Below are 25063 nucleotides of genomic sequence, written 5' to 3' on the forward strand. Positions count from 1 at the left end.
GCCGACTCCAGTGAAGCGCTGACTTTGCCGGTCGCGCTGGAGCAGAGGTGAGGAACTCTAAGGAAATCCGTTCGCGTAGCAATCGCACAAATGGCGGCACCCGTATGAGCGAATTTGCGTGTCGGTAGGCCCGCCGATGGGGGCAGCGCCGGGATCTTCCCGATCGGCTCGCTGTCCTGCAGAAGCGTGTGAACGGGCGCGACAGTGAATGGGCGTCCTACTCTCGGAGAAAAATCCTGCAGCACCTCCTACGAGGACGGGAATTTACATTTGCTGCCGCGAATTCTCGAAGATGACTCTTTCGAGTTCGTGCTTCTGCATATACATAGGCTCAAACAATCCTTGCATCGCCGTGCTGCAGTTCTGCAGAAAAGTCTGATCGTCAAAAAGCGAAAGAATTGGCCCTTCATCTGAAAATTCCGCGAAGGCGCTTAGTGCCGTCAAGGCTTCGTTTCGACGCGCCGTTGCGTCATCGTAGGACTTGGCCCCTATTCTTCCTAAAATGTCGCGATAACTAATTTGACGCGCAGCAAGAAATTCAAGCGTTTGATTTCGCGAGGGGCAGATGAAGTCCAGTCGTGGAGACACGCGCATGTCCGCAATAAAGCGCGGCGCAATGGCGTCTAGAAAGTCAACGAAGCTAACGCCACCTTCAAAGTCTTGGCAGAGGACTTGAACAAGTACAGCTGGAGCTGCGAAAGATAGGCTCAGTTGCTCCGGCGTGCCATTTATAAGATCGGCACTGGAGTCTTCTTTCTGAACGCTCTTCGGGGATCGCAAAATCGTTCCGAAGAGATGAATTACGTTGCTCATTGATCCGAGCCCTCTAACTTCTTTTCCAACTGAAGATAACTCGCCTCAAGTAGACCTGGCGCCCATTTTGGTTCCGAAACCTCCATGTCTCCAGAGTTTTCGTTCTTAAGTTCTCGATTTTTTAAGAACGCGCGACCATAGAGTCGCGGGGCGACGCCAGTGAATGGCCGAAATAGAACCTTTGCGGGGCGGTCCGGGGACTTCTTCACCCATGTCGTGAAAACGGTTTCGATTGCCTCCCCGTGCAAGGTGAATGCCCGACTCTTTGGATATGGTTCAATAAATTGGACCTCATCCACTCCGGCGGAAAGAATATGCCTCGCACAATAATGACAGGGAAAGGTGGTGACAAACAATTTGGTGTCGACAGTCGATTTTCCAAGTCTCGCAGCAGTTAGCAGTGCGTCCATCTCTGCGTGCACCGCACGGCTGTACTCAAGCAACCTGGCAAGCGTCGTTCCTTTTAGCGCCTTCTTCAACTCAGCTCTGTCGGGCGCTTGGCCTGTGATGGGAAGTGCGTCGAGCACTTCCTCCATGATTTCATCTTGGATGCGAGTGTTGCTGCAATATTTGTTCTTCACTGCGCACCGATGATCCGGGGGCACGGCACCTTGTTCAAAGGCAAATTCGCCGCCATAAACACCACCGCCCGCTCTTGGAACTTCATTGGTGCCGGTGGCTATGACATTACCGCGCTGGTCGGTTAGCGCAGCGCCAACTTGCCGCGATAGACATGCACTTCGCATTTTTGCGCCGGCAGCGTGATACATGCCTGTTTCGCTGGCAAACGGTCTGATTACTTTTTTCCCATCGAGGATGTCGAGTAACCGACCAAGCTTTTCCGGAACCCCCCAGTCCTTGTTTTCGTTGCCGTCGTCCGTAAACTGGGAAGCGGTGTTATCAATAAAGAAATCAGCTAGGTGGAACGTTTTGGAAACTTTTTGACCTCAACGATCGCTGCCATCCTCATCCCGTTTAATAAATTCATCGACTTGGTCGGAGCTTGAAGAACGCCATTTCTTCTTCTTGAGACGTTCTTTGCGTGCGTCTTCCTCACACACGACACCGATTAAGCAGAATGCTTCACGATAGACAGCTCGAAGCAGTTCAACCTCTGCGGGATGCTTCAGAGAATCGATTACATATACCCGCGGGGCAGAGTTTGATTCATCGATCCGAAGTGACGCGACATTTGTTTTGTCGCTTGCTGCCTTGAATTTCTCCCGCTCTTCCTTGATTTTGATTGTTAGAAGCGAGCCAATTGCAGCTTCGTCGTCCTTTCGGAGGAGATCTCCAGCATCTTGGAGTAGCTTCGCTCTCTCCATGTTTTCGATGCCATCTAATGCGCCTTCGGCTAACGTGGCAGCGATTACAGAACTAGCTTTTATGTGAGTTACTTGCGCGGTCTGAAGTATGCTTCCTACTGCGCTAACCAATTTCTGTGCAATGAATGTCGTGCCGGAGCCCGCTGGCCCGACTACCGCGAAAATTATTTCCTTAGACGCGGAGTCATTAATTACCGCGCGCGAATCGCCGCGGCGGCCAACTATTTTTATAGTCTCGCTAGGAACTGACATATACCTCCCTGGTCTTATTATGGAAATCTCCGATATCTTGGGCCTCTTTGGGCGCAAGGAGTCTATCGGCGAGTCCAGACCAACGGTAGGTCTACATGTCTGATCTGTCCACCACTCGAACGCCTCTGTCTACGGGGGGCAGGCGAGCAGTCGGCAATTGCGAGACATCAGAAGAGTGCTAGGGGCATCGCCGATTCCGTTGCCATCCAGCACGCGTTATGCATCAGGGAGCTTCGGGAAGTGCAACCCTCGGCAAATGCACGTTGTAGGCACTGAACGCTGCGGTGCTCGATCGGAGCTTCGACTGCAACAGGGGGCAACACCTGACCCTCCCGGTGCCTGCTAGCTTTCATGAAAGCAGAAAGCCGGTTGCCACTCTCGTGACAACCGGCTTCTCGGTATTCTGGTGCGACCGGCAAGAATCGAACTTGCGACTAAGCCTTCGGAGGGCCCAATGATATCCACTTCACCACGGTCGCCGCGGGAAGCGCGCATTCTAGCCTTCTTCTGACCCTCCCCGACCCGACCGCGCGCGTCCCGGCAAAACGGAACCATCGCGAACACCTGCGCGACCCTCGCGCAACACCTGCCCCACCAACGTGCCGACCTTGACGAAAGCCCCAGGGTGGGGCGACAGGGGGCTGGCTATACTGCGCCGATTTGCTGTTCCCCGGTCCGGTTTTCCCAGGGCGCCACGTCATCCGACACCCCCTTCGAAACACGGACTCGCTTCTGCCGTATTCGATTCGATCCACGAGGAATTCATGAGCGGAACCCAGGACCACGCCAACGCCCAGGACACGCACGCCGAAGGACACGACGCCCACGAGGGCCCGATCAAGACACCCAAGCAACTGGTCGTCGCCGTCTTCTTCGCCTTCGTCATTCCGATCGTGATCATCGTGATGCTCGCGAACTACGTGTCCAGCGAGATCAAGCCCGGCGCCGGCGGCACCGGCCTCGAGGCGCAGGCCGTCGCCGCACGCATCCAGCCCGTGGGCTCGATCGAGCTCAAGGACCTCACGAACCCCGCAGCCATGAAGACCGGCGAACAGGTCTTCCAGGGCCAGTGCGCGGCCTGCCACGCCACCGGCGCGGCCGGCGCGCCCAAGCTCGGCGACCATGACGCCTGGGGCCCGCGCCTGAAGACCGGCTTCGACACCCTGGTGCACTCCGCCCTCAAGGGCAAGGGCAACATGGGCCCGCAAGGCGGCGGCGACTTCAGCGACTTCGAGATCTCCCGCGCCGTCGTCTACATGGCCAACCAGGGCGGCGCCAAGTTCGACGAGCCGAAGCTGCCCGCGGCGGCCGCCTCGGGCGCCGATGCCGGCGCGTCCGCCGCTGCTCCGGCCTCCGCCGCGTCGCAGTAAACCGCGCCCGCCAGCGACACGAAAGCCGACCCCCGGGTCGGCTTTTTCATGGGCGATCGTCTCGACGACGGTCAGGGTGACGGCGCGGACGACTGGCCCGGCCCCGCCTCGCAGGGTCAGGACTTGCCCGATTCCCCCTTCGGGTCGAGGGGCGCCAGCAACACCCCATGGCGGGCGATCAACTCGGCGTGCGTGGCGTTCGACATCGCCCAGCGCCCGGCCTCGAGCGCGTCCGCCGCCGGCCCCATGTCCTGCGTGTGGACCAGTCCCAGGCCGAGATCCGTCTCGAGGAACAGCCGGTCCCGCTCATCGAGCACGGCGCCGGCGACCTGCGCCTCGCGCCCGGTATGGCTCAGCACGCGGCCGTCCGGCTGCAGGCGCCAGATCCAGGGCGCGGCCTCCAACTCCACGTAGACCCGCTGCGGCCCGTTCTGGAAGAACCAGGCGCCCTGGTCGTCCGAGGCGTAGTTGCGGTCGATGAAGCCGATCAGCTTGTCGTGCACGATGCGGCTGCCCTTGACCGCCGGGAACGGGCCCGCGGCCTGGATGCGCTCGTCGCGCATGTACCAGTCGCCGCGCGCGTCCAGCGCCAGCCAGCCGTAGCAGTGCGGCACATTGGGCCACTTCTTCAGTGCGGCTTCGACGATGGCGTCCATGAGCGTTCCTTTGCGGTCGTGGTCCGCGGAGCGGGCCGGTTGGGGGGGCGTGGCGCGCCACCCGGCGCGCGGCTCAGAGCCGCGTCGCGAGCCAGTCGGTCACGCGCTCCGGCATCGTGCGCACGTGGCCGGGCGGCCGGCCCGACGGGAAGCCGACATGCCCGCCCTCGCGCGGCTGCCAGAGCGTCACGTGCGCGCCGACATGGCTCTGCTCGGGCAGGCTGTGTGCCGGCACGAACGGATCGTTGCGCGCGTTCAGCACCAGCGCCGGGATGCGGATGCGCGCCAGATGCGGCTTGGCGGACGCGCGCAGCCAGTAATCGTCGACGTCCCGGAAACCGTGCAGCGGCCCGGTGAAGATGTTGTCGAACTCGTAGAGGTTGCGCACGCGCCGCATCCGCTCCGCGTCGAACAGGCCCGGGTGCTGCTTCAGCTTGCTCATGGCCTTGGGCATCATCGTCCGCAGGAACATCCGCGTATAGACCAGCCCGTTGAAGCCCTTGCCGATCGCATGGCCGGCGGCCGTCAGGTCCAGCGGCGAGCAGACGGAGCACACGGCCTTCACCGTCGCGGCGGCGCTGTCGCCGGCTTCCTGCGCCCAGCGCAGCAGCGCGTTGCCGCCGAGCGAGATGCCGACGGCGATGATCGGGCCGCGATGCGACGCGCGCAGTTGCTCCAGCATCCAGCCGATCTCGAGGTAGTCGCCCGAGTGGTAAGCGCGCGGGGCGAGGTTGAGCTCCCCCGAGCACCCCCGGAAGTAGGGCATCGCGAAGGCCCAGCCCCGTTGCTGCGCCACTGCGGCGAAGGCCTGCACATACTGGCTTTCCACCGAGCCTTCCAGCCCGTGGAACAGCACCAGCAGCGGCCGTTCGGCAGGCTCGGCAGCGGGAGCCTGTGCGCCCGACGACGCGGTCGGCGGGGCATTCAACGGGAGGGGCGGGGTGGTCGACGGATCGACGAGGTGCTCGACGTCGACGAAATCGCCGTCCGGCGTCTGCCAGCGTTCGCGGCGGAACTGCGGCGGGGGACCGTCGTAGCGCCGCGCGAACAGCGCGGGCCAGATCGTCTGCGCATGGCCTCCGGGCAACCAGGGAGGCGCCTGGTACTGCATGGACAACCCTCTCAATGCAGCGTCGTCGGTGCGCCCGCGGACACGATCGACAGCTCCTGCTTCACGTCCTGCGAGGTGCCCGGGCTCGCATGGTGCGCGACCATGCGCCAGCCCAGCGCCGTCTTCAGGTAGACATTCGTCGCGACGACCCACGCGCTCTGCACGCCGTCCTCGTCGGTGATCTCGACGCGCTCCAGCACCTGGTGGATCGCCGTCTCGCCGTTGACGAGCCTGCGCTGGCACTCCGGATGAACGGGGATCGAGCCTCTGGCGAAGATCTGCTCGAAGCTCGCCCGGATCGCCGCCGCGCCGACGACGCGCGGTCCGCCGGGATGCACGCAGCAGACCTCGTCCTCGTCGCCCCAGACGGCCATCAGCCGCTCCAGGTCGCCGGCCTGCAGGGCCTCGTAGAACTGCGCTTCGGTGTCCTCGGGAGAGGCCAGCAGCAGGGCGGTCTGAGGCTTGCGCACCATGGGTCTCGTTCCTTGTTCAAGGGAGCGGGCGTCGGCCGATCGCGGGACGGTCGGCCGTCGTTGGCTCAGTGGCCGGAGGGCAGATGCTCGCCGGCCTTCAGCTTGTACAGCGTGCCGCAGTACGGGCAGGCGCCTTCGCCGGTGTGGCTCAGGTCGATGAAGACGCGCGGGTGGTTGCTCCACAGCGGCATCTTGGGATTCGGGCAGAAGACGACGCCCGGACCTTGCAGGTCCTGGGCGGTGACTTCGACGGTGGCCTTGGGCGTGGTGGTGTTGGCGCTCATGATCTTGTTCTTGAAGGCTTGCGGAGGCTGGCGGTCCGGTGGGCGGGAGGCGGAGGCCGCCCGCTCAGACCACGCTCAGCCAATGGGCGTACTTGGGATTGCGGCCGTTGACGATGTCGAAGAAGGCCGACTGGATCTTCTCGGTGATCGGGCCGCGGCTGCCGCTGCCCAGCTCGATGCGGTCCAGCTCGCGGATGGGCGTCACTTCGGCGGCGGTGCCGGTGAAGAAGGCCTCGTCGCTGATGTAGACCTCGTCGCGGGTGATGCGCTTCTCGACCAGCTTCAGGCCCAGGTCCTCGCAGATCGCGAAGATCGTGTTGCGGGTGATGCCGTTGAGCGCGCCGGCCGACAGGTCCGGCGTGTAGACGACGCCGTTCTTGATGACGAAGAGGTTCTCGCCCGCGCCTTCGGAGACGAAGCCCGAGGCGTCCAGCAGCAGCGCCTCGTCGTAGCCGTCCTCGGTCGCTTCCATGTTGGCCAGGATCGAGTTGGTGTAGTTCGACACCGTCTTGGCCTGCGTCATCGTGATGTTGACGTGGTGGCGGGTGTAGCTGCTGGTCTTCACGCGGATGCCGCGCTTGAGGCCTTCCTCGCCCAGGTAGGCGCCCCAGGCCCAGGCGGCGACCATCAGGTGGATCTTGTTGCCCTTGGGGCTGACGCCCAGCTTCTCGCTGCCGATCCAGGTCAGCGGACGCAGGTAGCAGCTGGCCAGCTGGTTCTCGCGGACGACGGCCTTCTGCGCTTCCTCGACCTGCTCGATCGAGAACGGGATCTTCATGCGCAGGATCTTGGCGCTGTTGAACAGGCGCTCGGTGTGCTCGCGCAGCCGGAAGATGGCGGTGCCCTTGTCGGTCTGGTAGGCGCGCACGCCCTCGAAGGCGCCGCAGCCGTAGTGCAGCGTGTGCGTCAGGACGTGGATCTTGGCGTCGCGCCAGTCCACCAGCTCGCCGTCCATCCAGATCTTGCCGTCGCGATCGTCCAGAGACATGAGTCTTCCTTTGTCGGCCGCGAATGGGCCGGGTGCTGCGAAGTCGGGGATTTTATGCGGCCGGTGTGTCGGCGGGGGCGGCCGATTCCGGCTCATGGGCGCGGATGAGCGCCCATCGCGCGACGACGCCCCGTTCCATGACCACGTCCACCGCGTCGCCGCCGATGTCGGTCCAGCGGTAGGTGTCCTGCCCGACCTTGATGCCCAGCGACTTGCACATCCGGATCAGGTCGATCAGCTTCATCCCGGCGTGCAGCTTCGAGTTCAGCATGATCGCGCTGGAGACGTGCCCCAGCGGCGAGTTCTGGGCCGTGCGCATGACGCGCATCAGCTGCGAGAACTGCAGCAGCAGGTAGAAGATGACGGCGGACGTGCCCAGGATGGCGCCCTTCCAGCCGAAGAAGTAGGTGCCGAGGACGATGGCGGCGAGGGCGAGCAGGATGCCGGCGAGGCGGTTCATGCGGGGGAACTCCGAAGGGGTGAAGCCGGGTGCCGGGCGGGGTGGCCGGGCGGAACCCGCGATTGTCGTCGCGCCGCCGCGGCGAGGGGTGTGGCGATTGCGGATGCCGCCATCGCCATTGCCGTCGCCGGCCCGCGCGGCGTCACAGGCCGCGCAGGATCTCGATGGCGTCCTCGATGCGGGCGACCGGGTGGACCGTCAGGCCGTCGATGGGCTTCTTCGGCGCGTTGGCCTGCGGCACGACCGCGATCGAGAAGCCCAGCTTGGCGGCTTCCTTCAGCCGCTCCTGACCGCGCGGCGCGGGGCGGACCTCGCCGGCCAGGCCGACCTCGCCGAAGGCGAAGAAGCCCTTGGGCAGCGGCTTGCCGCGCAGCGAGCTCTGGATGGCGAGCAGCACGGCCAGGTCGGCCGCCGGCTCGCTGATGCGCACGCCGCCGACGGCGTTGACGAAGACGTCCTGGTCCATCGTCGCGACGCCCGCGTGCCGGTGCAGCACCGCCAGCAGCATGGCGAGGCGGTCGCGCTCCAGGCCGACCGACAGCCGGCGCGGGCTGGGCCCGCCGCCGTCGACCAGCGCCTGCAGCTCCACCAGCAGCGGCCGCGTGCCCTCCAGCGTGACCAGCACGCAGGAGCCGGGCACCGGCTCGCCGTGCGTGGACAGGAAGATCGCGCTCGGGTTGGTGACGCCCTTCAGGCCCTTCTCGGTCATCGCGAAGACGCCGATCTCGTTGACCGCGCCGAAGCGGTTCTTGATCGCGCGGACCAGCCGGTAGCTGCTGTGGGTGTCGCCCTCGAAGTAGAGGACGGTGTCGACGATGTGCTCCAGCACGCGCGGACCGGCCAGCGCCCCTTCCTTGGTGACGTGGCCGACCAGCACCATCGCGCAGCCGCCGGACTTGGCGGTGCGGGTCAGCTGCGCGGCGCATTCGCGGACCTGCGCGACCGAGCCGGGCGCCGAGGACAGCTGTTCGGAGTACATCGTCTGGATCGAGTCGATGACGCAGAAGTCGGGCTGCTCCACCTCGATCGTGGCGAGGATCTTCTCCAGGCCGATCTCGGCCAGCACGCGCACCTGGGAGCCGTCCAGGCCCAGGCGGCGGGCGCGCATCGCGACCTGCGCGCCGGACTCCTCGCCGGTGACGTAGAGGACCTTCATCTGCCGGGACAGCGCGTCGACCGCCTGCAGCAGCAGCGTCGACTTGCCGATGCCCGGATCGCCGCCGATCAGCACCACGCCGCCGGTGACGATGCCGCCGCCCAGCACGCGGTCCAACTCTTCCAGCGAAGTCGGGGTGCGTTCGAAGTCGCGGGCCTCGATCTCCGACAGCGTCGCGACGGGCTGGCTGCGGGCCAGCGCCTGGAAGCGGTTCTTGCCGGCGGCGGGTTCCGCGGCGGTTTCGACGAGGGTGTTCCAGGCGCTGCAGGACGGGCAGCGGCCCAGCCACTTGGCGCTGGTGGCGCCGCATTCGGAGCAGACGTAGTGGGATTTCTGAGCAGCCATGGGGCGGGATTGTCGCCGCCGGCCCGACCCGCTCGCGGCAGGAGCCCGCCCGCCCTCGCCGCTACTTCAACCGGATCAGTTGCCAGGCATGCGGCAGCGAGTCGGCGGCGGGGATCCAGCGGTCGACGGCCGCCCCCAGCAGCACGCCCACCACCACCAGCGACAGGGCCGGCAGCCAGGTGCGCCGGACCGCGCATCGCCAGAAGCCTTCTTCGTGCAGGCGCCGCCAGGCCATGCCGCCCGCGACGCTCGCCAGCGCCAGTTCGACGGACACCGCCAACAGCACCTCCACGCCGAACAGCCCGAAGACGCAGAAGCCCAGTGCCGCGCCGATCCCGACGATCAGCAGCACGGGCACGGCGACGAGGGCGCCCTCGTCCAGCCCGCCCACGGCGTCGCCAGCGGCGCCGAGCGCATCGCCGGCTGGGGAAAAGTCCAAGGGAGAAGCTGTTGGCAAGTCCACTGGAAAACCTGTGGACAAGGATGTTGGCAAGTCGGTGGACAAGGATGTGGATGCGCTTGTGGAGAAGTCTCCGGAAGCCCCGCCGCCGCCGAAGTTGCCGCCACCGCCGGTCCGGAACGGCACGGGTGGCGTCGGGCGTCCCAGGTTGCCGGTCAGTCGGATGCCGAGATCCAGCAGGTCCGGTGTGGCCTCGAGCGGCGATCCGTCGCCACGCAGCAGCGCCAGTGCCCACAGGCGCAGCAGACCCAGGTAGAAGAGGTAGCTGATCGGCAGCAGCAGCGCGTAGCGCCAGGCCAGCGCTTCGACGCCGAGCGCCCTCAGTCCGGCGCCGCCCAGCATCAGCGCTCCCAGCATCAGCAGCGCGATGACGAAGACGTGCAGCCGCAGGAGGAACTGGCCGCGCAGCCGGTGCCGCAGGCTCTGGATCCAGTGCAGACGCGCGTGGTGGCGCTGGGCGAACGTCAGGGGCGCCGAGGCGTGATGGGCCTGACGGGAGTGATCGGCGCGCGGCAGGGGTTGCGGCGGAACGTGCGGCGTGGGCATGTCGCCGCAGGATAGCGGGCGCGTATCAGTCCGCCACTGCGGAACGCTCGACGCCGCCCATCGAAGAACGCGAACCGGCCCAGAGCCCGCCGAAGGTCAACGCGGCATTCACCAGCAGCAGTTCCAGCCCCATTCGGTAGTCCCCGAAGAGGGTGGCCTGGTGGGCGTCGATGACCCAGCACGCGGCGGGGGCCGCGAGTGCGACCCACGGCAGGATGCCCGCCCGCAAGGCCCGCGTCGTGAGGATGCCGAAGGCGAACAACCCCAGCAGCGGGCCGTAGGTGTAGCCCGCCAGCTTGAGGATGAGGTTGACCATGCTGGGGTCGTCCAGCCATCGGAAGCCCAGCGTCAGCAGCAGGAACAGCAGGGCGTAGCCGAGGTGCACGGTCTTGCGGACGCGGCGCTTGCGGGCCTCGTCCCAGTCGCGGCGCTCCTGCAGGCCGATCAGGTCGATGCAGGTGCTGGAGGTGAGCGCGGTGATGGCGCCGTCGGCGCTCGGGAACAGCGCCGAGATCAGCGCGATCACGAAGATCAGCTGCACCCAGGCCGGCAGGTGGCCCATCACGACGGCGGGGAAGAGCCGGTCGCCGTGGGCGCTGATGTCCTGCTGCTGCGCATACATCGTCAGCAGGCCGCCGAGGAACAGGAACAGCAGCACCACGACGGTCATGATGGCCGCCATCACCATCATGTTCTTCTGCGCGTCGGCCAGGCGCTTGACGGAGATGTTCTTCTGCATCATCTCCTGGTCCAGGCCCGTCATCGCAACGGCGATCGCCGCGCCGGCGAGCAGTTGCTTGGCCCAGTGCGAGGCGCTCATCGGGTCGGTCACGAAGACGTCGGCCAGACCGGCCGCGCGCATCGCCTGCCAGCCCGACATCAGGTCCAGGCCCAGCGCATGGAGCAGGAACACCACGCAGATCACCAGGCCGCCGAGCATGCCGGTGGTCTGGAGCGTGTCGGTCCAGACGATGGTCTTGACGCCGCCCTCGAGCGTGTAGAGCAGGATCATCACGAGCACCAGCAGCGCGCTGAGCCAGAACGGCATGCCGAACTGGGACAGGACCAGGTCCTGCAGGATGCGCACGACCAGGTAGAGCCGGGCGGTCGCGCCGAGGGTGCGGGACAGGATGAAGAAGCCCGCGCCGGTACGGTGCGCGGCGACGCCGAGGCGCGCGCCGAGGTAGCGGTAGATGGAGCTGAGGTTGAGCCGGTAATAGAGCGGCAGCAGCACGAAGGCCACGACCGCGTAGCCGGCGAACTGGCCCAGCATGATCTGGAAGTAGCTGAACGCGCCGGCGCCGACGGAGCCCGGCACGCTGATGAAGGTCACCCCGGAGAGCGAGGTGCCGATCATCCCGAAGGCGACCAGCCCCCAGTGGCTGTTGCGGTTGCCGATGAAGAAGCTGTCGTTGTCCGCGCGGCGCGACGTCCACCACGCCACCGCCAATAGCAGCGAGAAGTAGGCGATGACGATGACGAGCAGGACGGAGGCGGACATGGCGCGGGATTATTGGAGCGCCGCCGTCCGGGCGGCATTCCGAATGTGCCGGGGGGCATAACCCGGGCCGATGCCCGCCAGCCCACCCTCCCGGGGGAATGGTGGTGGCCCGCAAGGCCGATGGGCACGGAGCCGCGTTGCCCCTGACCTTCGTCGGCGCAGAGGTGGCGTGCTACAACCTCGGCTCCTTCGAAGGAGTCGATCATGGAGTTGTCAGTCTGGCTGGGGTTTTTCGCGGCCTCCTGGGCCATCAGCCTGTCCCCGGGCGCCGGTGCCATTGCGGCGATGAGCGCCGGGCTGAATCACGGCTTCCAGCGCGGCTACTTCATGACGATGGGCCTGATCCTGGGCATCCTGACCCAGATCGTGGTGGTCGGCGCCGGACTGGGCGCGCTGATCGCGGCGTCGGAACAAGCCTTCGCGGTGGTCAAGTGGGCCGGTGTGGCCTACCTCGTGTACCTCGGCATCCAGCAGTGGCGTTCGCCGGCCAGGCCGCTGGTGGCCGAGCAGGCCGAAGGCCGGCAAGTGTCGCGTCGTGAGCTGGTCCTGCGCGGCTGGGGCATCAACGCGGTGAACCCCAAGGGGACGGTCTTCCTGCTGGCCGTGGTGCCGCAGTTCCTGAACCTGCACCAGAGCCTGCCGCAGCAGTACGCGGTGATCGGCGCGACGCTGGCCTTCACCGACGCCGTCGTGATGGCCGGCTACACGCTGCTGGCGGCGCGCGTGCTGCGGGCGCTGCGCTCGGAATCGCACCTGAAGGCGATGAACCGGATCTTCGGCTCCTTGTTCGTCGGTGCCGGCGCGCTGCTGGCAACCTTCAAGAAGGCGGCCGACTGAGGCGCCGGACCAAAGTGCCGGATTCCGGCTCATCCTGAGCGGTCCCGACAAGGGTCGCTCCCCACCGAAGGCCGCCCCCAAAGGGCGGCCTCGTCGTTTTCACCGGCCCGCTGAATGCTTCCCCACGTGGGCGGCCGGTACAGATCGCTGCCGCACATCATGTCCACCGTTTCCGACCGCTGGTTGTTCTGGGGCCCGACGCTGATCTGGGCCAGCACCTGGCACGTGATCCTCTATCAGCTCGCTTCGGGCGTGCCGATCCTGAACTCGGTGGGCTGGCGCTTCGGCCTGGCGGCGCTGATGCTGGCCGGCTTTGCACGCTGGCAGAAGCTGTCGTTGAAGCTGCCGTGGTCGGCGCACGGGCTGATGCTGGCGACGGGGATCGTCCAGTACAGCGGCAACTACTACTCTGTCTACGAGGCCGAGCGCCACATCCCCAGCGGGCTGGTGGCGGTGCTGTTCTGTCTGATGGTGTTCGGCAACGCGCTGTCGGGCCGGATCTTCTTCGCCCAGCGGGTGACGGGCCGCTTCCTGGCGGTGTCGGCGGGCGCGGTGGCTGGGGTGGTGATGATCTTCTGGCCGGAGATCGCCTCGACGGGCGCCCGCCCGACGGCGGCCTACGGCCTGGCGATCGGCTTGGCGGCCGTGCTGGCCGCGTGCATCGGCAACGTGCTGACGCTGACCCTGACCCGCCGCGGCCTGCCGCTGGTGCCGGTGCTGGCGTGGAGCATGGGCTACGGGGCGGTGTTCCTGCTGGTCACGTCGGTGACGACGGGGCAGGGCCTGAACTTCGCGTGGACGCCGGAATACGTATTCAGCCTGCTGTACCTGGCGGTGTTCGGCTCGGTGATCGCCTTCGTCCTGTACTTCAAGCTGGCGCAACGCCAGGGCACGGCGCGCGCCGCGCTGACCGGCGTGGTGATCCCGGTGATCGCGCTGGGGATCTCAGCGATCTTCGAAGGCTGGCGGCCGACGATGCTGGCGCTCGCAGGCATGGTGCTGTGCCTCGGCAGCATCTACGTGGCGACAAGGCCGCAGCGGTGAGCGGCTTCTCTCGTTCGGTTCGAAATTCTTCCTGATTTCTTCCTGATGCCTCGCTGATGGCTTCCCGCTGAAGCGGGAAGCGGGGCCAGGTCTTGCGCAATCGCAAGGTCTCGCGCCTCATTCGATCACACGCTTCGCCCTCGATGACGGAGCGCCAATGCGGATTTCCGTCACTAACCAACTAGGTTAATATTCGATGGAAAAGCACAAGGCGCATTACCCGCTGGCCACGGTCAAGCAACTGGTGTCACAAGGGCGCATTCGAGCAACGCTCTCGGCGTCCCTCGGAGCTGAGGCCCTGGGCTTCGACGAGGAACAGATGTCCGACGTGGTGCTGGCGTTGGGCCAGGGTGACTTCTACAAGAGCATGACCACGTATCACGATCATCGCGAGTGGCAAGACGTCTATCGGCCTACGACGCTTCGAGGTCGGATCTACCTGAAGTTGAGCGTGGCCGAGGAAGTTGTGCTCGTCTCATTCAAGGAGTTGTGAAATGAAATGTCCGGCCTGCGGATTCGCGAAGACGGTACGCGACACCCGAGATATTGAGCATGTCTACAAGGGCATGTCCACGATCATTCCCGCGGTTACCGGAGACTTCTGCCCATCGTGCGATGAGGTGACGATGGACATGGACGAGTCTGGGCGCGTCATGCGCGCGGTGAGCGCATTCTCGAAGCAGGTGAATGCGTCGCAGGTCGATCCGTCTTTCATCTCGGAGGTCCGAAAGAGGCTCGCGCTGGATCAGCGCGAAGCCGGAGAAATCTTCGGCGGTGGCGTGAACGCCTTCTCCCGCTACGAGACCGGCAAGACTCAGCCGCCGCTGGCGTTGATCAAGCTGCTGAGGCTGCTCGACCGCCACCCGGATCTGCTGGAAGAGATCAGGGCTTGATCGTCGCAGCGGCGCGCTGGCGCCGGACGGCAACACCCATCCCCGCCACGCCGGCCAGGATCAGCGCATAGGTCGACGGTTCCGGCACGACCGCCGCCGCCGTGCTTCCGGTGATCGACGTGAGCTGGCCGCCGGCCGCCAGGTAGACGGAGTTGAAGGTCTCGTCGACGCCCGTGTGCCAGTCTTGCATCAGGATGCCAACGCAATTGACGCAATCCTGGCTGCGCGCGAGCAGATCGACGAAGTAGTCCGCGGATTCGAGATCATCGTAGCTGTCGAGGGTGGCCATGAACCCGCTGTCATACCCGGTGAGCGAGAGCCGACGCTGATAACCGGAGACGCCGTCACCGCGCCAGGTTTGCTGACTCTGCAGGGTCCAACTCTGGGTGGACCGGAAGACCTCACCGGTATCGGCCCAGACACTGATGCTTCGGTTGCGGTAAGCCGAGTTGAGGACGCTGAGCGTGGCGGAGGCATCCCCCTCCAGCGGGTTTGCGGGGGAATCGGGGAGGGTGGGGTTCTGTCCGTCAGCCGGATCGGCCGTCACCCACTGCGCATAACGCTGCGTGGCGCTGAAGACAGTGAACGCGCGACCGGTCACGACATCGGTGAAGCTCGTGGTCCGCGTGACGAAGGTCGTCTGGCCCGGTGTAGCACCGAACGCGATGTTGAAGTTCACGGACAGCGGTCCGCTCAGGCTGATGTCCGTCACATGGCCCGCACAGTCCACCGAGGTCCCAGGGCAATCGACGGTCTTCTCGCCCATGAAGTTGGCACCCTGTGCCGTGACGAGCACGTCCGCCACCGCCGCCTGGAAAAGTCCCGCGCTCAGCAGGACCAACATCCAACGCTTCTTCATCGCAGTTCCTCCCTATTTGTGGACTGAGCCACCGACTCGTTGCGTCGTGGCCGTTCAGCCCGCCTTGCGTCGGCGGGCGGCAAAGCCGATCGCCGCCACGCCGGCCAGCATCAGCGCATAGGTCGACGGTTCCGGCACTGCCGTGGTGATCTCGGTGATCGAGACAAGGCGGCCGACGCCGTCGATGCGCACACTGCTGTACAGGCCGCTGACCGATTGCGTCGAGTCCCACCATTGCAGGCTGATGCATGTCTGGCAGGTCGTGCCCTGCTGCAGCAGGCCGAGGAAGTAGGCGAGCGGCTCGCGGTCGTCGTAGTTGTCGACCGTGCCGCTGCTGAAAGTGCTGCGCCCGCCCAGCGACACGAAGCTCTGGAAGCCGGCACCGTCGGCGTTCCGCCAGAGCTCCGAACTGGTCAGGTCCCACGATTCGGAGGAACTGCGCACTTGCTGGTTGTCGGTCCAGGTGCGGACGTTCCGGTAGCGCGTCGCCGCAGTCAACACCTCGTGCGTCACGCCCGCCGCGCCGTCGAAGGGATTCAAGCTGGCCGACGGCAAGGCGGGCACCTGTGCGGCCTTCGGGTCGCTCGTCACCCAGTTGGCATAGCGGTCGACCGCTGTCTGCGAATCGTAGGAGCGACCGGAGAAGGGATCGGTGAACGTGTTGTGGACCGTGAAGAAGCGGGTCTGTCCCGGTGACGCTCCGATCTCGAAAGTGAAGCTCATCGAGAAGGGTTGGTCCTGGACGGCCAAGCCCTGCGAGAAGCCGACGCAGTAAGGCGATTCCGGCGGGCAGTCCACAGTCTTGTCGCCCGAGAGCAGGCTGCCTTCAAAGTCGACCTTGTAGGTCACCGCCATCGCCATCTGGCTGAGACCGGCGCTCAGCGCGACGGCCATCCATTGCTTCTTCATCGAGCCCTCCCTCTTGTGTTGATCCATCGGCACGTCGCGACGTGCTTCGTCAGTCCGCCTTCCGTCGGCGTGCGGCAAACCCGATCGCCGCTACGCCGGCCAGCATCAGCGCGTAGGTCGACGGCTCCGGCACCACGGCGGCGCTCAGGTCGCGCACACTGATCGCGCTGATCGTGCCCCAGTACTCGACGTTCCGGCCGTCCTGGCTGTTGCTGCCGTACAGACCCATGTAGACGGAGGTCTCGCAGCCGGCGCAGCCGATGCTCTGGCGCAACAGGTCCATGTACTGGCCGGTCGTGAAGCTCTCGCCGATGTTTTCCGGGGTCACGTTGAACGGTTTCCAGCCGAAGAACCCCAGGTTCTCGGAGAACTGCGTGCCGGTCGCGTCCGCCCAGGTCTGGGACTGGCTCAGACTCCAGAGTTCCTGGCGCCGTTCAGTACCGGTCTCTCCAGGATAGCTATCGATCATCCGGTTACGTGAGGCCAACTGGCGGCTCGCAACGCTGCCTGCGGGCCTGTCGAAGCGGGCCCAGTCGTACAGCGCGTCAGGCACCAGGTTCGCGGCGGGTGCAGCCTGCCGGGACGTCAGTCCCATGTCCTGCGAGCCAAGCTCCGTCCAGATCGGACGCCCGTTGAAGTCTGTCGAGGGGTAGCCCATCACCCATGTGGAGGTCATGCCGGCGTCCTTGCCGATCTCGAACACCATCGTGCGGGTGAAGCCCAGCGGCGCGATCGTCGTTTCGGTCCACTCGCCCGGATGGGCGCAGTCGGCGCTGCAGTTTTCGTAGGCTCGGTTCAGTGTCCCGCTGAACGCCACCTCGATGCGCTCGGCCCGTGCCGACGTCGCGGCCATCGCGGCGACGGCCGCCAGGGCGAGCGTCAGCCCGCCGATCTTCTTGTTCATGGAGTTCCTTCCCTCTCGGGCCGGATTCTCTCCATGTCAGCTTTGCAAAGCGTCGGCAGGCCCCCTCGAATGGAGGGGGACGCAACGCCCGCTTACTTCACCCAGCCGATCTCCACCGCCGTCGCCGGACCGATGACCGTCTCGCCCAGGCCCGATGGGATCCGCTGCTCGCCCTCACGTACCGGGATGCGGCCGGCCATCAGCTCGGCCGCCGACTGCGGATACCGCGGCTCCTGTCGCGGCTCCGCAAAGCCCTCGGGGAACACCGGCGCCAGCGTCGACGGGTCGTACTTGTCGGTCGCGCCGAAGGTGTGCAGCGCCTCGTGCGCGATGACGACCTCGTTCTGCGCCTGCTGTCCCTTCGACGCGAACAGGTGCACCAGTCCGAGCCGACCCTTCTCCAGCCCGATCGAATGCGGCAGCGCGCCCGCGAAGTCCGGCGGGTGGTACATCAGGAAGAGCTTCACGTCCGGCACCGGCGAGCTCGGCGGCGTCTGGCGCCAGGCCCACCAGCGCATCCGCAGGCTCCACGAGATCGCCGACAGCGGCCCCGCGTCGCGCGGTACCGCGGGCGGCGCGACACGCACACGGCTGCCCAGCACGATCCGCACCGGTTCGGACAAGGACACGCCGTACCGGGCGGCCTCCCGCTGGAAGTAGGGCGCCAGTCCCGCGAAGGCGGCGGCGTCCAGTCGCTCCAGATAGAGGTCCGTCACGGCGTCGCCCGACGCATTGATCGGATACAGCGTCACGACCTGCGGCCGTTTCCAGGACTGGGCCTGCCAGCGCCCGACCAGCGTGGTCACCGCCACCGTCAACAGGATCCCGAGCAGGATCAGGATCCGCAATGCCTTGAACATGTCCTCTCCCTCATCGATCTTCCGCTCCCGGCCGGCTCAGTCGCCGCGGACCTTGCCGCGCCCGGCCTTGATGTCGCCGCGCTGGCTCTTGGCCTCCAGCCGGCGCTTCTGCGAGCCGTAGGTCGGCTTCGTCGCCCGACGCGTCTTCGGCGTGTGCGCCACGCTCTGCGCCAGCGCGACCAGGCGCGCGATCGCATCGGCGCGGTTCTGCTCCTGGCTGCGCGATTCCTGGGCCTTGATCACCACGACGCCCTCGGCCGTGATCCGCTGGTCGCTGAGCGCCAGCAGGCGTTCCTTGATCAGCGCCGGCAGCGTGGAGCGCCGGATGTCGAAGCGCAGATGCACCGCGCTGCTGACCTTGTTGACGTTCTGGCCGCCGGGACCGCTGGCCCGGATCGCGGAGATCTCGAGCTCCCAGTCGGCCGGCGTCCAGTCCAGGTGCATGACGCCGACGGAGCCGGACGAACGCCGGGCCTCAGCCCAGCGTCTCGACGTGCACCGGCACGCGCCGGGTCACCGCGCACATCAGCTCGTAGCCGATCGTGCCGGCCGCGCGGGCCACCTCGTCGATCGGCAGCACCGAGCCGTGCGGGCCCTGGCCCCACAGCGTGACTTCGCTGCCGATGCCCTCGTTGGGAAGATCGCTCAGGTCGACCGCCAGCATGTCCATCGACACGCGACCGATCGTCGCGCTGCGCCTGCCGCCGACCAGCACCGGCGTGCCGTGCGCGGCGTGACGCGGATAACCGTCCGCATAGCCGCAGGCGACCGTGCCGATGCGCATCGCGCGTTGCGCCACGAAGCTGCTGCCGTAACCGACGCTGTCGCCTTCCTTCAGGTGCTGCACCGCCAGCACCTTGGCCCGCAGCGTCATCGTGGGCTTCAGGTCCCAGTGGGTGATGTCGTGCTCCGGGAAGTCCGGCGCGCTGCCGTAGGTCATGATCCCCGAGCGCACCCAGTCGGCCCGCACCGCCGGGTCCTGGCTGTGGCGCAGGATCGCGGCGCTGTTGCTCAGCGTGCGTGAGCCGGGCAGGTCGGCCGTCGCCTCCTTGAAGACGGCGATCTGGTGCGCGATGCCGCGCGGACCGTCGGCGTCCGAGAAGTGCGTCATCAGCGAGATCTCGTCCACCTGCGGCAGCGCGTTCAGCCGCGTCCAGGCGCCGCGGAAGGCGCTCGGCGTGAAGCCCAGCCGGTTCATGCCGCTGTTGAGCTTGAGGAACACGCGGTGCGGCTCATGGGTCTTGTGCATGGCCAGCCAGTCGACCTGCTGCTCGTGGTGCACCGCGTGCCAGAGCTTGAGGCGCGAGCACAGTTCCAGGTCGCGCGATTCGAAGCAGCCTTCCAGCAGCAGGATCGGGCCGCGCCAGCCGAGATCGCGCACGCGCTGGGCCTCGTCCAGGTCCAGCATCGCGAAGCCGTCGGCGCTGCGCAGCGCGTCGAACGCACGCTCGATGCCGTGGCCGTAGGCGTTGGCCTTCACCACCGCGAACACCTGCGCGTCGGGCGCGCTGGCGCGGGCGCGGGCGATGTTGTGGGCCAGCGCGGGCTGGTGGATGAGGGCTTCGATCGGACGCGGCATGGTCGCCCATTGTGCCGCGCCATGAACGGGTTCATGCCGCCGCGCGGCGCGAGGGGGAGGGCGTCCGGGAGACGGAAAAGCGGTGCTGGATAGCACAGGGACACTGTCCCGTGAAGCGCTGTTACGAAAACGAGCGCATGCTATAAACCCGCCGCAGCGCTGCCTTTCCCCACCCCGTGGACCCAGCGTGTTCACCGCAGTTCCAGGTATGCCGGGTCGATGAAAAAAGGCTTCTACACCATCATGTCAGCGCAGTTCTTCAGCTCGCTGGCTGATAACGCGCTGTTCGTGGCCGCCGTTGAACTGCTCCGCACCAGCGGCGCCGCCGAGTGGCAGCGCGCCGCGCTGGTGCCCATGTTCGCGCTGTTCTACGTGGTGCTCGCACCCTTCGTCGGCGCCTTCGCGGACGCGGTGCCCAAAGGCAAGGTCATGTTCATCTCCAACACCATCAAGGTGCTGGGATGCCTGAGCATGCTGGTGGGCGTGCACCCGCTGATCGCCTATGCGATCGTCGGTCTCGGCGCCGCCGCCTACTCGCCGGCCAAGTACGGCATCCTGACCGAGCTCCTGCCGCCGTCCCAGCTGGTGAAGGCCAACGGCTGGATCGAGGGCCTGACCATCGCCTCCATCATCCTGGGCGCCGTCTTCGGCGGGCAACTGATCGGCGACAAGGCGTCGGCGTGGCTGCTGGCCATCGACGTCCCCTTCATCGACACCGGCATCGACACGCCGCCCGAGGCCGCCATCGCCTTCATGGTGGTGCTGTACTTCATCGCCGCGCTCTTCAACCTGCGCATCCCCCGCACGGAGTCCCCGCTGCAGCCGATCGCGCACAACGCGACCGACCTGGTGCGCGAGTTCGCCGCCTGCAATTCGCGGCTCTGGCAGGACAAGCTGGGCCAGATCTCGCTCGGCATGACGACGCTGTTCTGGGGCGTGTCGGGGAACATGCGCTACATCGTCTTCGCCTGGGCCGCGGCGGCGCTGGGCTACGGCACGACGCAGGCGTCGGCGCTGGCCGGCGTGGTGGCGATCGGCACCGCCGTCGGCGCCGTGGTGGCCTCGATGGTCGTGCGGCTGGACAAGGCCACCAGCGTCATCCCGCTGGGCATCGGCATGGGCCTGCTGATGCTGGTGCTGAACTTCATCAACAACCTCTGGCTGGCCATCCCCTTCCTGATCGTGCTGGGCGGGATCGGCGGCTACCTGGTCGTGCCGATGAACGCGCTGCTGCAGCACCGCGGCCACAACCTGATGGGTGCGGGCCGCTCGATCGCCGTGCAGAACTTCAACGAGCAGGCCTGCATCCTGGGCCTGGGCGCGCTGTACACGATGCTGACGCGCTTCGGCACCTCGGCCTTCGGATCGATCACGATCTTCGGCCTGCTGGTGGCGGGGATCATGTGGGTCGTCGGCCGCTGGCACGAGCACAACAAGCGCGAGCACGCCGAAGAGCTCAACCGCCTGCTGGCGATCGCCCGAAGCGACAAGCACTGAGTCCGGCGCCTGCGCTGAATCCTCCGCTGACATGACGACGGCCCCTCACGGGGCCGTCGTCGTTTGGGCGCTCTTTCTTCCTACCCCCTCTCCCGCTTGCGGGAGAGGGAAGGGGTGAGGGCCAGCGGCGGTGGCAGTGCTGCAGCCTTCAGCGCCGCGCGCGCCCCCGCCCGGTCGGCGGCGCCGCGACGACGATGCCGCCGGTGGTCAGCACCTGGTCGATGTGCTCCGACCAGGCGCGGCCGATCTTCAGGCAGCCGCTGTGGTTGAGATGGATCTCGTTGTGCCAGTCGCCGCTGATGCCGCTGGCGCCCGGCGTGGCCGCGGCCAGGGGGACGGCGGTCGAGTCGAACACGAACAGCCCCGGGAACTGCTCCTTGTCCGCCATCAGCGTCTTCAGCAGCAGCGCCAGGTGCATGACCATCAGGCGGCTGACCGCCGCCCAGTCGGCCGCCGGGATCGCGTAGGCCTTGAGCGCCGGATACAGCCACGGGCCGTGGCCGGCGTCTTCCGCGCCGGCCGGGCGCGGCATCGGCACCGCGTAGCAGTGGATGAAGACCGGCTTGCCCGCCGACGGCCCCTGGTCGCGCAAGGTCAGCAGGTGGCGCAGGTTGGCCTTCAGGTACTCGGCGTAGGTGGCCCAGCCGGGCTCCGAGAAGTAGCGGCCGACGCCGGCGGACGGCGGCCCCCATTCGGTCTGGTTGCGCAGCAGCCGCAGATGCAGCGGCACTTCCACGCCGTCGATCTGCGTCGGCGTCTGCGCCGCCTGGATCAGGTCGTTGCCGCCCACGGACAGCAGCACGCCGTCCCAGACGGGCGCGTCCGGCGCGGCGAGCAGGCGCACGAAGTCGGGGGAAGACGCCAGTTCAACCACCTTGGACAGGCTTTCGCGCTGTCCGGCGCAATTGATCGCGACGGCGGCCTTGGTCAGCACCAGTTCCTGGAGCAGGTTCGCGTGCGCGCTGAGCTTGGCCTGGGCGGTCGAGAACCAGGAGTCTCCTTGAGCCAGCAGCCGCCAGTGATAAGTCTGCAGGTCGGGCCCGGGCTTGGACTGCAAATCCTCGGGGGCGAAACAGGCCAGGTGATCCAAGAAGCTCTCCCTACTTTGGTGGACGGGTCACACGCGACAGGGTAGGCCGCGTGCATGACAGGCGCACGGCGCCCCGATTGGAGGTCAGGGTCAGTCCTTGCGCCATGCTACAAACCCTGGGCATTGTTGGCCGGTCCGCAGGCCGGATCCAAGCCCCGTCCGTGGGACTGTTGCACAAGCCCCACCCCTTGGGCGTCCCTCCCGTTCCTCCGTCTGTCCCCAGTTCCCGAATGCCGATCCTCGCCCTGATGCTCAACGCCACCATCTGGGGGCTCTCCTGGTGGCCGTTCCGGCAGTTCGAGGGGGCCGGCATGCACCCCTTGTGGACGACGGTGATCCTGTACGTCCTGTCGCTCGTCGTGGTGCTGGCCAGCCAGCGCGGGGCGATGGCGGAGTGGCTGCGCTCCCCCGGGCTGTGGGTGGTGACGCTGGCGGCCGGGATCACCAACACCGCGTTCAACTGGGGGGTGTCGACCGGCGACGTGGTGCGGGTGGTGCTGCTCTTCTACCTGATGCCGCTCTGGGCGGTGCTGCTGGCGCGGCTGGTCCTGGGCGAGCCGCTGACGACGTCGGCCGGTCTGCGGATCGCCCTGGCGCTGGGCGGCGCGCTGGCGGTGCTGGCGCCGTCGGAGGGCGGCTGGCCGGTGCCGTCCAGCCTGCCGGACGTGCTCGGGCTGCTCGGGGGGATGACCTTCGCGTTCAACAACGTGATGCTGCGCCGCGAAGCCGCCCGCAGCTCCGGCGCGCGGGCGCTGGCCATGTTCGCCGGCGGCGTGCTGGTGGCGGGCCTGTCCGCGACGGCCATGGCCGGCCAGGGCCTCGCGCCGTGGCCGTCGCTGCCGGGCGCGGCCTGGCTGCTGCCGCTGGCGGGGATGGCGTTGCTGTTCTTCGTCTCCAACCTGTCGCTGCAATACGGGGCGGCGCGGCTGCCGGCCAACGTGACGGCGGTGGTCATGCTGACGGAGGTGCCGGTGGCGGCGGTCTCGGCGCTGCTGCTGGGCGGCGGCACGCTGGACGGCAAGACCGCGGCGGGCGGCGCCGCGATCCTGGCCGCGGCGATGCTGGCGGCGCTGGAACGCCGCCGCGCCTGATCCGTTCCGCCGCGCTAGGATGCATCCCGGTCCAACCGGTCCGCAACGAGGAGGTCCCCCCATGAGCGCCAATGGCAAGACTGCGTTCGACTTCGACGCCGTCAGCATCGCCGGTGAACCGGTCGAGCTGTCGCAGTACCGCGGCCGTGTGCTGCTGGTCGTCAACACCGCCAGCGAATGCGGCTTCACGCCGCAGTTCAAGGGGCTCGAGGACCTGTGGCGCGATTTCCAGGCGCGCGGGCTGGTGGTCGTCGGTTTCCCCAGCAATGAATTCGGCGGCCAGGACCCGGGCAGCAACGAGGAGATCTCGTCGTTCTGCCAGCTGAACTACGGCGTGAGCTTCCCGATGATGGCCAAGATCAAGGTCAACGGCGGGGAGGCGCACCCGCTGTGGCAATGGCTCAAGGGCGAGAAGCCCGGCATCCTGGGCACGCAGGCGATCAAGTGGAACTTCACCAAGTTCCTGGTCGGCCGCGACGGCCAGGTGCTGAAGCGCTTCGCTCCGAACGACTCGCCGGACTCGATCCGCGGCGAGATCGAGGCGGCGCTGGCGGACTGAGCCTCACGGCGGGGGCGATCCGCCTTCCACCTCATCGACGACATGCACGACGCCGACCGCGAAGCCTTGGGGCGCATCGCCCACCACTTCACCCGGTTTGCCGAGACCGACGGCGCGGACGACGCGCTGTACCAGGCGCTCGCCGCGGTCATCGCGGCGGATCCGGAGTTCATGGCCCTGCTGCTCGAGGCGCCGCAGACGCAACGCAAGCCGGTGCTGCTGCTGGCCGCGCTGCATGACCGGATCCTCGCGGGCGCGCCGCACCCGCTGGCCGCGTACTACGCGAGTGTCGGCGGCACGCGGGCGCCGGACGATGAGGTGGGGCCGCAGCTCAGAGACTTCATCCGCCGTGAGGATGCCGCGTTGCGCGCGCTGATCCGCTCGCGCACGACGCAGACCAACGAGACCGGCCGCTGCGCCGTGTTGCGGCCCGCGCTGCAGGCGTTGGCGACGCGTCTCGGAGGGACGTCCCGCACGCCGGTCGAGTTCGCCCTGTTCGACTTCGGCTGCAGCGCCGGGTTGAATCTGGGCGTCGATCGGTATGCCTATGGCGACGACGACGACGACGACGCCGGGTCGTTGCCCGGCGAATCGCCCGACGCGCCGCTGATCCGCACGGTCTGGCGCGGTGAACGGCCCGTTGCGCTGCTCGGTGAACCGTGCTGGCGGTCGTCGCGCCGGAGGGGCGTCGACCTCCATCCGATCGACCCCGCCGACGAATCCGCCGCCCGCTGGTTGCGGGCCTGCCTCTGGCCGGGTGATGCGGCGCGTCGCGAGCGGCTCGACCGCGCGTTGGCCGATGCGCGCCGGCATCCGGTGCCGTTGATCCAGTCGGAGGATGGGCTCTCGGTCCTGGAGCGCTGGCTCGACGAGCTGCCCGCCGGCGTCACGCCGGTGATCTTCAACGTCTGGGTGCTGGCCTACTTCGACGCCGCGGCGTTCAAGACGCATGTCGAGCGCATCGGTCGGCTGGTGCGCGAGCGCGGTCTGGCCTGGATCAGCGGCGAAGTGGGCAAGCTCGCGCCGCTCCCGTCGCCCCCGGACTGCCCGGCCGGGGAATCGCCCGGCAGCGGCACGCTGTGGACGCTGCAATGGCGCGACGGCGGGGAGGTCCGCACCGAGCCGCTGGCCTGGTCGCATCCGCACGGACGGTGGATCGAGTGGCTGGATGCCGAGGGTGTCCGCCCGGCTTGAGCGACTC

Annotated in this window: 28 protein-coding genes and 1 tRNA gene; 9 read left to right on the forward strand and 20 right to left on the reverse strand. The window is 66.9% G+C overall.

Annotated elements, in window-relative coordinates:
• Nucleotides 1–264: 264 nt before the first annotated feature.
• From ACQ4L4_RS22420 to ACQ4L4_RS22435, 4 genes are all read right to left on the reverse strand, one after another.
• Entirely contained in the window at nucleotides 265–813 is a 549-nt protein-coding gene (locus ACQ4L4_RS22420) for a hypothetical protein (protein WP_431101056.1), read from the reverse strand.
• Nucleotides 810–1583 (reverse strand): deaminase, encoded by a 774-nt coding sequence (locus tag ACQ4L4_RS22425; protein ID WP_431101057.1) that lies wholly within the window; start codon nucleotides 1581–1583, stop codon nucleotides 810–812. Before ACQ4L4_RS22425 ends, ACQ4L4_RS22420 begins: the two co-directional genes overlap by 4 nt.
• 177 nt (nucleotides 1584–1760) lie before the next feature.
• Nucleotides 1761–2390: a hypothetical protein gene (locus ACQ4L4_RS22430; protein ID WP_431101058.1), complete on the reverse strand. Its 630-nt coding sequence runs from the start codon at nucleotides 2388–2390 to the stop codon at nucleotides 1761–1763.
• A gap of 404 nt (nucleotides 2391–2794) precedes the next feature.
• Nucleotides 2795–2869 (reverse strand) — tRNA-Arg (locus ACQ4L4_RS22435).
• Between the two features lie 285 nt (nucleotides 2870–3154).
• Here ACQ4L4_RS22435 and ACQ4L4_RS22440 point away from each other — a divergent pair.
• Complete coding sequence (locus ACQ4L4_RS22440) at nucleotides 3155–3760, forward strand: c-type cytochrome (protein WP_431101059.1); 606 nt, start codon at nucleotides 3155–3157, stop codon at nucleotides 3758–3760.
• Nucleotides 3761–3876: 116 nt separating this feature from the next.
• Here ACQ4L4_RS22440 and ACQ4L4_RS22445 read toward each other — a convergent pair whose 3' ends face one another.
• From ACQ4L4_RS22445 to ACQ4L4_RS22485, 9 genes are all read right to left on the reverse strand, one after another.
• Nucleotides 3877–4416 (reverse strand): DUF2946 family protein, encoded by a 540-nt coding sequence (locus ACQ4L4_RS22445; protein ID WP_431101060.1) that lies wholly within the window; start codon nucleotides 4414–4416, stop codon nucleotides 3877–3879.
• 73 nt (nucleotides 4417–4489) lie between these two features.
• Nucleotides 4490–5527, reverse strand: coding sequence for a YheT family hydrolase (locus ACQ4L4_RS22450; RefSeq protein WP_431101061.1), 1038 nt, complete (start codon nucleotides 5525–5527; stop codon nucleotides 4490–4492).
• A gap of 11 nt (nucleotides 5528–5538) precedes the next feature.
• Entirely contained in the window at nucleotides 5539–6000 is a 462-nt protein-coding gene (locus ACQ4L4_RS22455; protein ID WP_377158630.1) for a YybH family protein, read from the reverse strand.
• 65 nt (nucleotides 6001–6065) lie between these two features.
• Nucleotides 6066–6284: a zinc-finger domain-containing protein gene (locus ACQ4L4_RS22460; protein WP_067279675.1), complete on the reverse strand. Its 219-nt coding sequence runs from the start codon at nucleotides 6282–6284 to the stop codon at nucleotides 6066–6068.
• 64 nt (nucleotides 6285–6348) lie between these two features.
• Nucleotides 6349–7272: a branched-chain amino acid transaminase gene (locus ACQ4L4_RS22465; protein ID WP_431101062.1), complete on the reverse strand. Its 924-nt coding sequence runs from the start codon at nucleotides 7270–7272 to the stop codon at nucleotides 6349–6351.
• A 52-nt stretch (nucleotides 7273–7324) separates the two neighbouring features.
• Nucleotides 7325–7732, reverse strand: a complete 408-nt coding sequence (locus ACQ4L4_RS22470; RefSeq protein WP_431101063.1) for a hypothetical protein — start codon at nucleotides 7730–7732, stop codon at nucleotides 7325–7327.
• Nucleotides 7733–7874: 142 nt separating this feature from the next.
• On the reverse strand, nucleotides 7875–9233 hold the full coding sequence (gene radA / locus ACQ4L4_RS22475) for a DNA repair protein RadA (protein WP_377158625.1): 1359 nt from the start codon (nucleotides 9231–9233) through the stop codon (nucleotides 7875–7877).
• A gap of 61 nt (nucleotides 9234–9294) precedes the next feature.
• On the reverse strand, nucleotides 9295–10239 hold the full coding sequence (locus ACQ4L4_RS22480) for a hypothetical protein (protein ID WP_431101064.1): 945 nt from the start codon (nucleotides 10237–10239) through the stop codon (nucleotides 9295–9297).
• Between the two features lie 25 nt (nucleotides 10240–10264).
• Nucleotides 10265–11740, reverse strand: coding sequence for a sodium:solute symporter (locus tag ACQ4L4_RS22485; RefSeq protein ID WP_431101065.1), 1476 nt, complete (start codon nucleotides 11738–11740; stop codon nucleotides 10265–10267).
• 204 nt (nucleotides 11741–11944) lie between these two features.
• Between ACQ4L4_RS22485 and ACQ4L4_RS22490 the strand changes: the two genes are divergently transcribed.
• From ACQ4L4_RS22490 to ACQ4L4_RS22505, 4 genes are all read left to right on the forward strand, one after another.
• On the forward strand, nucleotides 11945–12577 hold the full coding sequence (locus ACQ4L4_RS22490) for a LysE family transporter (protein WP_431101066.1): 633 nt from the start codon (nucleotides 11945–11947) through the stop codon (nucleotides 12575–12577).
• 159 nt (nucleotides 12578–12736) lie between these two features.
• On the forward strand, nucleotides 12737–13621 hold the full coding sequence (locus ACQ4L4_RS22495) for a DMT family transporter (protein WP_431101067.1): 885 nt from the start codon (nucleotides 12737–12739) through the stop codon (nucleotides 13619–13621).
• Nucleotides 13622–13817: 196 nt separating this feature from the next.
• Nucleotides 13818–14114 (forward strand): type II toxin-antitoxin system MqsR family toxin, encoded by a 297-nt coding sequence (locus ACQ4L4_RS22500; RefSeq protein WP_431101068.1) that lies wholly within the window; start codon nucleotides 13818–13820, stop codon nucleotides 14112–14114.
• 1 nt (nucleotide 14115) lies between these two features.
• Complete coding sequence (locus ACQ4L4_RS22505; protein WP_377158614.1) at nucleotides 14116–14514, forward strand: type II TA system antitoxin MqsA family protein; 399 nt, start codon at nucleotides 14116–14118, stop codon at nucleotides 14512–14514.
• Here the strand turns inward: ACQ4L4_RS22505 and ACQ4L4_RS22510 are convergent.
• The 6 genes from ACQ4L4_RS22510 to alr all read right to left on the reverse strand — a co-directional run bounded on the left by ACQ4L4_RS22510 (nucleotide 14504) and on the right by alr (nucleotide 19625).
• Nucleotides 14504–15358 carry a PEP-CTERM sorting domain-containing protein gene (locus tag ACQ4L4_RS22510; protein ID WP_431101069.1) on the reverse strand — a complete coding sequence of 285 codons (855 nt, stop codon included), beginning with the start codon at nucleotides 15356–15358 and terminating at the stop codon, nucleotides 14504–14506. The genes ACQ4L4_RS22505 and ACQ4L4_RS22510 overlap by 11 nt on opposite strands.
• A 69-nt stretch (nucleotides 15359–15427) precedes the next feature.
• Nucleotides 15428–16282 carry a PEP-CTERM sorting domain-containing protein gene (locus ACQ4L4_RS22515; RefSeq protein WP_431101070.1) on the reverse strand — a complete coding sequence of 285 codons (855 nt, stop codon included), beginning with the start codon at nucleotides 16280–16282 and terminating at the stop codon, nucleotides 15428–15430.
• A gap of 49 nt (nucleotides 16283–16331) precedes the next feature.
• Nucleotides 16332–17186 (reverse strand): PEP-CTERM sorting domain-containing protein, encoded by an 855-nt coding sequence (locus ACQ4L4_RS22520; RefSeq protein ID WP_431101071.1) that lies wholly within the window; start codon nucleotides 17184–17186, stop codon nucleotides 16332–16334.
• A gap of 92 nt (nucleotides 17187–17278) precedes the next feature.
• Nucleotides 17279–18046, reverse strand: a complete 768-nt coding sequence (locus ACQ4L4_RS22525) for a hypothetical protein (protein ID WP_431101072.1) — start codon at nucleotides 18044–18046, stop codon at nucleotides 17279–17281.
• A gap of 36 nt (nucleotides 18047–18082) precedes the next feature.
• The gene (gene arfB, locus ACQ4L4_RS22530; RefSeq protein ID WP_377158606.1) at nucleotides 18083–18490 is read right to left on the reverse strand and encodes an alternative ribosome rescue aminoacyl-tRNA hydrolase ArfB; all 408 of its coding nucleotides are present in this window, start codon (nucleotides 18488–18490) and stop codon (nucleotides 18083–18085) included.
• 31 nt (nucleotides 18491–18521) lie between these two features.
• Nucleotides 18522–19625, reverse strand: a complete 1104-nt coding sequence (alr, locus tag ACQ4L4_RS22535; RefSeq protein WP_431101073.1) for an alanine racemase — start codon at nucleotides 19623–19625, stop codon at nucleotides 18522–18524.
• Nucleotides 19626–19844: 219 nt separating this feature from the next.
• Here alr and lplT point away from each other — a divergent pair, with 219 nt between their 5' ends.
• Nucleotides 19845–21122, forward strand: a complete 1278-nt coding sequence (gene lplT / locus ACQ4L4_RS22540) for a lysophospholipid transporter LplT (protein ID WP_431101074.1) — start codon at nucleotides 19845–19847, stop codon at nucleotides 21120–21122.
• Nucleotides 21123–21270: 148 nt separating this feature from the next.
• Here lplT and ACQ4L4_RS22545 read toward each other — a convergent pair whose 3' ends face one another.
• Nucleotides 21271–22212, reverse strand: coding sequence for a hypothetical protein (locus ACQ4L4_RS22545; protein ID WP_431101075.1), 942 nt, complete (start codon nucleotides 22210–22212; stop codon nucleotides 21271–21273).
• A gap of 230 nt (nucleotides 22213–22442) precedes the next feature.
• On the opposite strand from ACQ4L4_RS22545, the gene ACQ4L4_RS22550 reads away from it, so the two are divergent.
• The 3 genes from ACQ4L4_RS22550 to ACQ4L4_RS22560 all read left to right on the forward strand — a co-directional run bounded on the left by ACQ4L4_RS22550 (nucleotide 22443) and on the right by ACQ4L4_RS22560 (nucleotide 25056).
• The gene (locus ACQ4L4_RS22550; protein ID WP_431101076.1) at nucleotides 22443–23303 is read left to right on the forward strand and encodes an EamA family transporter; all 861 of its coding nucleotides are present in this window, start codon (nucleotides 22443–22445) and stop codon (nucleotides 23301–23303) included.
• 61 nt (nucleotides 23304–23364) lie between these two features.
• Nucleotides 23365–23862: a glutathione peroxidase gene (locus ACQ4L4_RS22555; protein ID WP_377158597.1), complete on the forward strand. Its 498-nt coding sequence runs from the start codon at nucleotides 23365–23367 to the stop codon at nucleotides 23860–23862.
• 42 nt (nucleotides 23863–23904) lie between these two features.
• Nucleotides 23905–25056 (forward strand): DUF2332 domain-containing protein, encoded by a 1152-nt coding sequence (locus tag ACQ4L4_RS22560; protein WP_431101077.1) that lies wholly within the window; start codon nucleotides 23905–23907, stop codon nucleotides 25054–25056.
• Nucleotides 25057–25063: the final 7 nt, after the last annotated feature.

The sequence above is a fragment of the Roseateles noduli genome (assembly GCF_050626985.1).
GTDB lineage: Bacteria > Pseudomonadota > Gammaproteobacteria > Burkholderiales > Burkholderiaceae_C > Roseateles > Roseateles noduli_A.